This window comes from Mesorhizobium sp. P3_A9, assembly GCF_056402975.1.
This window is the reverse complement of the sequence record NZ_JBFUGJ010000362.1, coordinates 1-5771: the sequence shown is the minus strand read 5'-3', so window position 1 is coordinate 5771 and position 5771 is coordinate 1. Positions and strand designations below refer to the sequence as shown.

At 62.2% G+C, this 5771-nt stretch carries 6 protein-coding genes; 3 read left to right on the top strand and 3 right to left on the bottom strand.

The window, feature by feature from the left end:
- Positions 1–237: 237 nt before the first annotated feature.
- The 3 genes from AC1DX0_RS29860 to AC1DX0_RS29850 are packed head-to-tail and all read right to left on the bottom strand — an operon-like array spanning position 238 to position 2721.
- Positions 238–654 carry a cupin domain-containing protein gene (locus AC1DX0_RS29860; RefSeq protein ID WP_477220251.1) on the bottom strand — a complete coding sequence of 139 codons (417 nt, stop codon included), beginning with the start codon at positions 652–654 and terminating at the stop codon, positions 238–240.
- Positions 655–658: 4 nt separating this feature from the next.
- Complete coding sequence (locus AC1DX0_RS29855; protein WP_477220250.1) at positions 659–1513, bottom strand: phosphoenolpyruvate hydrolase family protein; 855 nt, start codon at positions 1511–1513, stop codon at positions 659–661.
- 11 nt (positions 1514–1524) lie between these two features.
- A complete protein-coding gene (locus tag AC1DX0_RS29850) occupies positions 1525–2721 on the bottom strand; it encodes a Tm-1-like ATP-binding domain-containing protein (protein WP_477220249.1) in 1197 nt (398 codons plus the stop codon).
- 51 nt (positions 2722–2772) lie between these two features.
- Here AC1DX0_RS29850 and AC1DX0_RS29845 point away from each other — a divergent pair, with 51 nt between their 5' ends.
- The 3 genes from AC1DX0_RS29845 to AC1DX0_RS29835 all read left to right on the top strand — a co-directional run.
- Positions 2773–3456 carry a TetR/AcrR family transcriptional regulator gene (locus AC1DX0_RS29845; RefSeq protein ID WP_477220248.1) on the top strand — a complete coding sequence of 228 codons (684 nt, stop codon included), beginning with the start codon at positions 2773–2775 and terminating at the stop codon, positions 3454–3456.
- A 359-nt stretch (positions 3457–3815) separates the two neighbouring features.
- A complete protein-coding gene (locus AC1DX0_RS29840; RefSeq protein ID WP_477220247.1) occupies positions 3816–5132 on the top strand; it encodes an ABC transporter substrate-binding protein in 1317 nt (438 codons plus the stop codon).
- Positions 5133–5201: 69 nt separating this feature from the next.
- A partial coding sequence (locus AC1DX0_RS29835) for a carbohydrate ABC transporter permease (RefSeq protein ID WP_477358026.1) occupies positions 5202–5771 on the top strand: 570 nt, incomplete at its 3' end.

Here is a 5771-nt window from a genome sequence, read left to right as displayed (position 1 = left end):
ACCACCGGATTGCCAACCGAATTGCGAAGAGCAATTCGGGGCAATCCGACCTCTCCCCGAGGGGAGAGGAGGGAGCCGGCACCGATGCTTGTCTCTTCTCCCCTCGGGGGTGAGGCGTGGTCCGCGTAGCGGACGAAAAGCCAACTGCTTGGCTTTTCGAACAACGAACGCCTGGAGGGCGGTGGCCGCGAAGCGGCCGGATGAGGGGCCCTCCCCAACGAGGGGCGGGTGGAAAGATCACTGCCCCGCCGGGATCAGCCTGAAATCCGGCAACTCCCGCAACACCAGTTCCGGCCCAGCCGGCGAATAGACGACGAAGAGCTGCATCGGCCCATCGCCGGTGTTCAGCGTCGAATGAAACCGGCTTTCCGGCACATAGATGGTGCAGCCGGGACCGACCTTCGCCACCACCGGATTGCCGTTCTCGTCCTCCACCATCTGCTCGCCATGGCCCGAGATGACGAAGATGATTTCCTCCGCGCCCGGATGGTTGTGGCGTGTGTGGCCCTTGCCCGATGGCAGGTCGACGACGCCGCCGGAAAAGCGCGTCGCGCCGTTCACTTCCGGCGCCACCGTCAGCGACAGTTTTCCCCAGTCGAAGCCGAAGGCGCTGACGTCCCTCGGGTAGACAAACACCTTGCACTTGTCGGTCATTTCCTCATCCCTTCTTTTTCTTCTGGTCATGCAGCGTGACGGCCTTGAAGTCGGCGGTCTGCCGGGCAATCGCGGCTTCCGCCGGCAGCCGCTCCATCGAGCTCGCGCCATAGAAGCCGTGCAGGCCCTTGCAGCGGTCGAGGATGTAGCGGGCGTCGTCGGGCATCGAGATCGGGCCACCATGGCAAAGCAGGATGACGTCCTTGCGCACCGAACGGGCGGCGTTAGCAATGGCGTCGATTTCGACCACGCAGTCGTCGAGCGACTTGGCGGAGGTGGCGCCGATCGAGCCGCCAGTCGTAACGCCCATATGAGCGACGACAATGTCGGCGCCGGCCTTGGTCATGGCGCGGGCCTCGTCTGGGTTGAAGACATAGGGCGTGGTGAGCAGGTCGAGCTTGTGCGCCTCGGCGATCATGTCGACCTCGAGCCCGAAGCCCATGCCGGTCTCCTCGAAGCTCTGCCGCATGGAGCCGTCAAACAGGCCGATGGTGGGGAAATTCTGCACGCCGGAAAAGCCCATGGTCTTCAGTTCGGCTAGCAGCAGCGGCATGATGACGAAGGGATCGGTGCCGTTGACGCCGGCCAGCACTGGCGTGTGTTTGACCACCGGCAGCACCTCATAGGCCATTTCCTTGACGATCTCGTTGGCATTGCCGTAGGCGAGCAGGCCGGCGGCCGAGCCGCGGCCGGCCATGCGGTAGCGGCCGGAATTGTAGATGATGATCAGGTCGATGCCGCCAGCCTCCTCGGCCTTGGCCGACAGGCCGGTGCCGGCGCCGCCGCCGACGATCGGCACGCCCTTGTCGATCATTCCCCGGAACTTCTTCAGTATGTCCTTGCGCGGTATAGCGGGCATGTTTTTAGACCTCAGTGTCTGGCGATGTCGAGGAAGGCGGTGGTTGCTGCCTGGGCGAATTCGGGGTCGTTGATGTGCAGCGGCAGGCGGGTGACGCGGCGGGTGGCATTCGGCTCGATGGTGCGCTCGATGGCTTCGAACAGGACGGCGTCGGCCTGCGGATCGAAGAAGGCGCCACCTTCGATGTCGAGCGCGGAGACGCCTTTCTCCGGGATGAGGAAATGCACCGGCCCTTCGCAAAGGGCGAGCCTGGTGCCGATCCATTCGCCGATCGCGCGGCATTCCTGCGCCGTCGTACGCATCAGCGTGACGTTCGGATTGTGTTCGTAGAACAGCCGGCCGCGATAGCGGTCCGGAATGGTCGAGAGCGCCCAGAAATTGACCATGTCGAGCGCCCCGACCGAACCGACATAGGGGAGCTTGCTGCGGGCAATCGCGCCGAAGCGATCCTGCGTTGCCGGCAGCACGCCGCCGAACAGCAGGTCGCAGACCTCGGTCGTGGTGATGTCGATGACGCCGGACAGCAGGCCGCTGTCGGCCAGCTTCTCCATGCTGCGGCCGCCAGTGCCGGTCGCGTGGAAGACCATGCAGTCGTAGGTCGAGCGAAGCTGGTCGGCGATGGCCGTCACACACGGCGTGGTGACGCCGAACATGGTGAGACCGATCGACCGCTTGCCATCGGGTGGCGGCGCCGGTCTTGCCGCCATGCCCGCTATCGCCTGGGCGGCATTGTGCAGCACGACACGGGAGAGCCGGTTCAGCCCGGCCATGTCGGTCACCGACGGCATCATGATGATGTCGGAGACATCGACATAGGGAGCGGTGTCGCCGGAGGCGAGCGTCGAGACCATGATTTTCGGCAGCCCAAGCGGCAGCGCGCGCATGCCTGATGTGATGATCGAGGTGCCACCGCCACCGCCAATGCCGATCACGGCGGCGATGTCGTTTCGCGACTGGACGAAGCGGGTGAAGGCGACGCCCATGGCCGCAACCGCGGCGCCACGATCGTCACCACCGAGCACGGCTGTGCTGCCGTCCGGATGATGGCCGGCAATTTCCTTCGCGGTGATGTCGACGGGGATGGTTGCCTTGCGCGTGCCGACATCGACGCGTGAAACGGCGGCGCCGGTGGCGGCAATCGCATCGGCCAGGAAGGCGAGTTCCTCGCCCTTGGTGTCCGCAGTGCCCACGACGTAAATGCGCTTCATGGGCGGTTCCCAGGTTATTGCAAATTTTTGAGACGCGCGTATCATATTGACATGGATGTCTCACGTCAACGATCCACTGCAAGCGGCGACACCGAGCGGGTAAGCGGCGAGGCCGCCGAGCGCGGACCCCGGGCGCGGACGAAACGGCTGATGCTGGAGACGGCGACGCGCCTGATGCAGGCCGGTGTCACGCCGTCGGTCAGCGAGGTGGCGGAAGCGGCGGAAGTTTCCCGCGCCACCGCCTATCGCTATTTCCCGAGCCAGGCGGCACTGGTGCAGGCTGTCGTCGACGAGGGGCTGGGACCAATCCTGACCTGGCAGTCGACCTCTCTCGATGCCGAACGCCGGGTGGCGGAGTTGTTCGACACCGCCATGCCGCGCATCGAGGCTTTTGAAGCAACGTTCAAGGCGGCGCTGAAGCTGTCGCTCGATCAATGGGCGCGGCGCCAGGCCGGCACGCTGGGCGGTGAGCCGGCCTTCACGCGCGGTCATCGCGTCGATTTGCTGCAGCAAGCGATCGAGCCGCTCAAGGGTCATTTGCCGCCGCGCGATTTCAAGCGCCTGGCGCAGGCGCTGTCGCTGATCTTCGGCGTCGAGGTGCTGATCGTGCTCAAGGATATCTGGGGCCTGGACAGCCGCAGGACACGGTCCGTGGCGCAATGGGCGGCAGGCGCCCTGGTGCGCGCGGCGGTGGCGGAATCGATCGGTGAAGGAGGCGACGTCGATCCGGAGTAGGACCTATCTGGTTCGACCAGATTTGCATGCCGACTATCAATATTATCCCTGATGCCGGGGGCTGTGCAACAGCCCTGCGTATCATTGAGTAGGAAAATCATTGGAAAACAGACAGATAATGCTTGGATTCCGCAGGAGTGGCCAAGTCTATCTTCCAAGAAAGGGCTTGACGTCGACGCGCAATTGGTAATACCAGATTAGAAAAGAAAAGTGGATCTAAAGTGAGGGCTGCGATCCATTTTCCGGCAGGGCGAGGAGGCCCGGAACCGGAAAGGTGCGATCACGGGAGGAACTACCAGAGCCGGCTCCGTCGCCGGCTCGCATGACAAGGTAGAATGCGCACAAGGGAGGAAATCATTATGCGCAAGTTAGTGACCAGCGTGCTTGCTGGTATCGGCTTAACGCTTGCCTGCGGCACGTCCGTTTACGCGCAGGAAAAGTCGCTCACCATCTTCTGGGCCGAATGGGATCCGGCCAACTATCTGCAGGAACTCGGCAACGAGTACGAGAAGGAAACCGGCGTCAAGATCACGGTGGAGACCACGCCCTGGTCAGACTTCCAGACCAAGGCCTTCACCGAGTTCAACGCCCATGGCGACGCCTACGACCTGGTCGTCGGCGACTCGCAGTGGCTCGGCGCCGGCTCGACCGGTGGCCACTATGTCGACCTCACCGACTTCTTCAACAAGTACAATCTGAAAGAAGTGATGGCGCCGGCGACGGTGAAATACTACGCCGAATATCCCGGCAACAGCGGCAAGTACTGGGCCATCCCTCTCGAGGGTGACGCTGTCGGCTGGTCCTATCGCAAGGACTGGTTCGAGGATCCCAAGGAGAAGGAAGCCTTCAAGGCCAAGTACGGCTATGATCTCGACGTGCCGAAGGATTTCAAGGCGCTGCGCGACATCGCCGAATTCTTCTACCGGCCGGATCAGAAGAAATACGGCATCGCCATCTACACCGACAATTCCTATGACGCGATGGCGATGGGCTTCGAGAACGCGCTGTTCTCCTATGGCGGCGAACTGGGTGACTATTCGACCTACAAGGTCGATGGCTTCATCAATTCCGACAAGGCGATCGCGGCACTCGACGCCTACAAGGAGCTCTACAAGTTCACGCCTCCGGGCTGGGCCAAGTCGTTCTTCGTCGAGGACAACCAGGCGATCACCGAGAACCTGGCCGCGATGAGCATGAACTACTTCGCGTTCTTCCCCTCGCTGATCAACGAGGCTTCGAACCCGAACGCCAAGAACACCGGCTTCTTCGCCAATCCACCCGGCCCCGGTGGTGACCAGTTCGCCGCGCTCGGCGGGCAAGGCATCTCGATCGTCTCCTACTCGAAGAAGCAGGAAGAGGCGACGAAGTTCCTTGAGTGGTTTATCAAGGACGAGACCCAGAAGAAGTGGGCGGCCCTTGGCGGCTACACCTGCAGCGCGGCGGTGCTCAAGTCGCCGGAGTTCCAGAGTGCCACGCCCTACAACAAGGCCTTCTACGAGACCATGTTCAAGGTGAAGGACTTCTGGGCCGTGCCGGAATACGCCGAACTGCTGCAGCAGCTCAACCAGCGCGTCTATCCCTACATGATCGGCGGCGAAGGCACCGCCAAGGAAACGCTGGACGCTCTGGCTGCCGACTGGAACGCGACGTTCAAGAAGTACGGCCGCGTTCAGTAACAATCATGCATCACGGAGGGGGCGTTGGTGCCTCCTCCGTTTCTTTTTCTGCAAATGGGAGCAGGGGTCTTGGCGACCACGATGATCACAACGCTGGACAAGTCCTCGCGGGCGGTCGCGCGCGGCCTAAGCGACATTTCGATCCGCAACCTCTTCATTATCCCGACGGTCCTGTTCCTGATCGTCTTCAACATCTTTCCGCTGATCTATTCGCTTGGCTATTCCTTCACCGACTTCCGCGCGTCGACCAACGCGCCGGCGAATTTCGTCGGGCTGCAGAACTACCGCGACCTGCTCAACGACCCCTATGTCTGGTCCAATTTCGCCATCACCGCGAAATACGTCATCATCTCTGTCGCCGGCCAGCTGCTTGTCGGCTTCGGCGTGGCGATGCTGCTCAACCGGGATATCCCGCTCAAGGGCCTTATCACCACGCTCCTGCTGCTGCCGATGATGTTGTCGATGGCTGTTGTAGGGCTGTTCTGGAAGCTGCTCTATGACCCATCATGGGGCGTCATCAACTATGCGCTCGGGCTCGGCAACTTCGAGTGGCTGGCCGACCCAAAGATGGCGCTCTACGCGGTTGCGCTGACCGATATCTGGATGTGGTCGCCCTTTGTCATGCTGTTGTCGCTGGCC

Bases quoted from the DNA above. Each gene is read 5' to 3' on its own strand.
- AC1DX0_RS29860 (WP_477220251.1), bottom strand. From the start codon at position 654: ATGACCGACAAGTGCAAGGTGTTTGTCTACCCGAGGGACGTCAGCGCC.
- AC1DX0_RS29855 (WP_477220250.1), bottom strand. From the start codon at position 1,513: ATGCCCGCTATACCGCGCAAGGACATACTGAAGAAGTTCCGGGGAATG.
- AC1DX0_RS29850 (WP_477220249.1), bottom strand. From the start codon at position 2,721: ATGAAGCGCATTTACGTCGTGGGCACTGCGGACACCAAGGGCGAGGAA.
- AC1DX0_RS29845 (WP_477220248.1), top strand. From the start codon at position 2,773: ATGGATGTCTCACGTCAACGATCCACTGCAAGCGGCGACACCGAGCGG.
- AC1DX0_RS29840 (WP_477220247.1), top strand. From the start codon at position 3,816: ATGCGCAAGTTAGTGACCAGCGTGCTTGCTGGTATCGGCTTAACGCTT.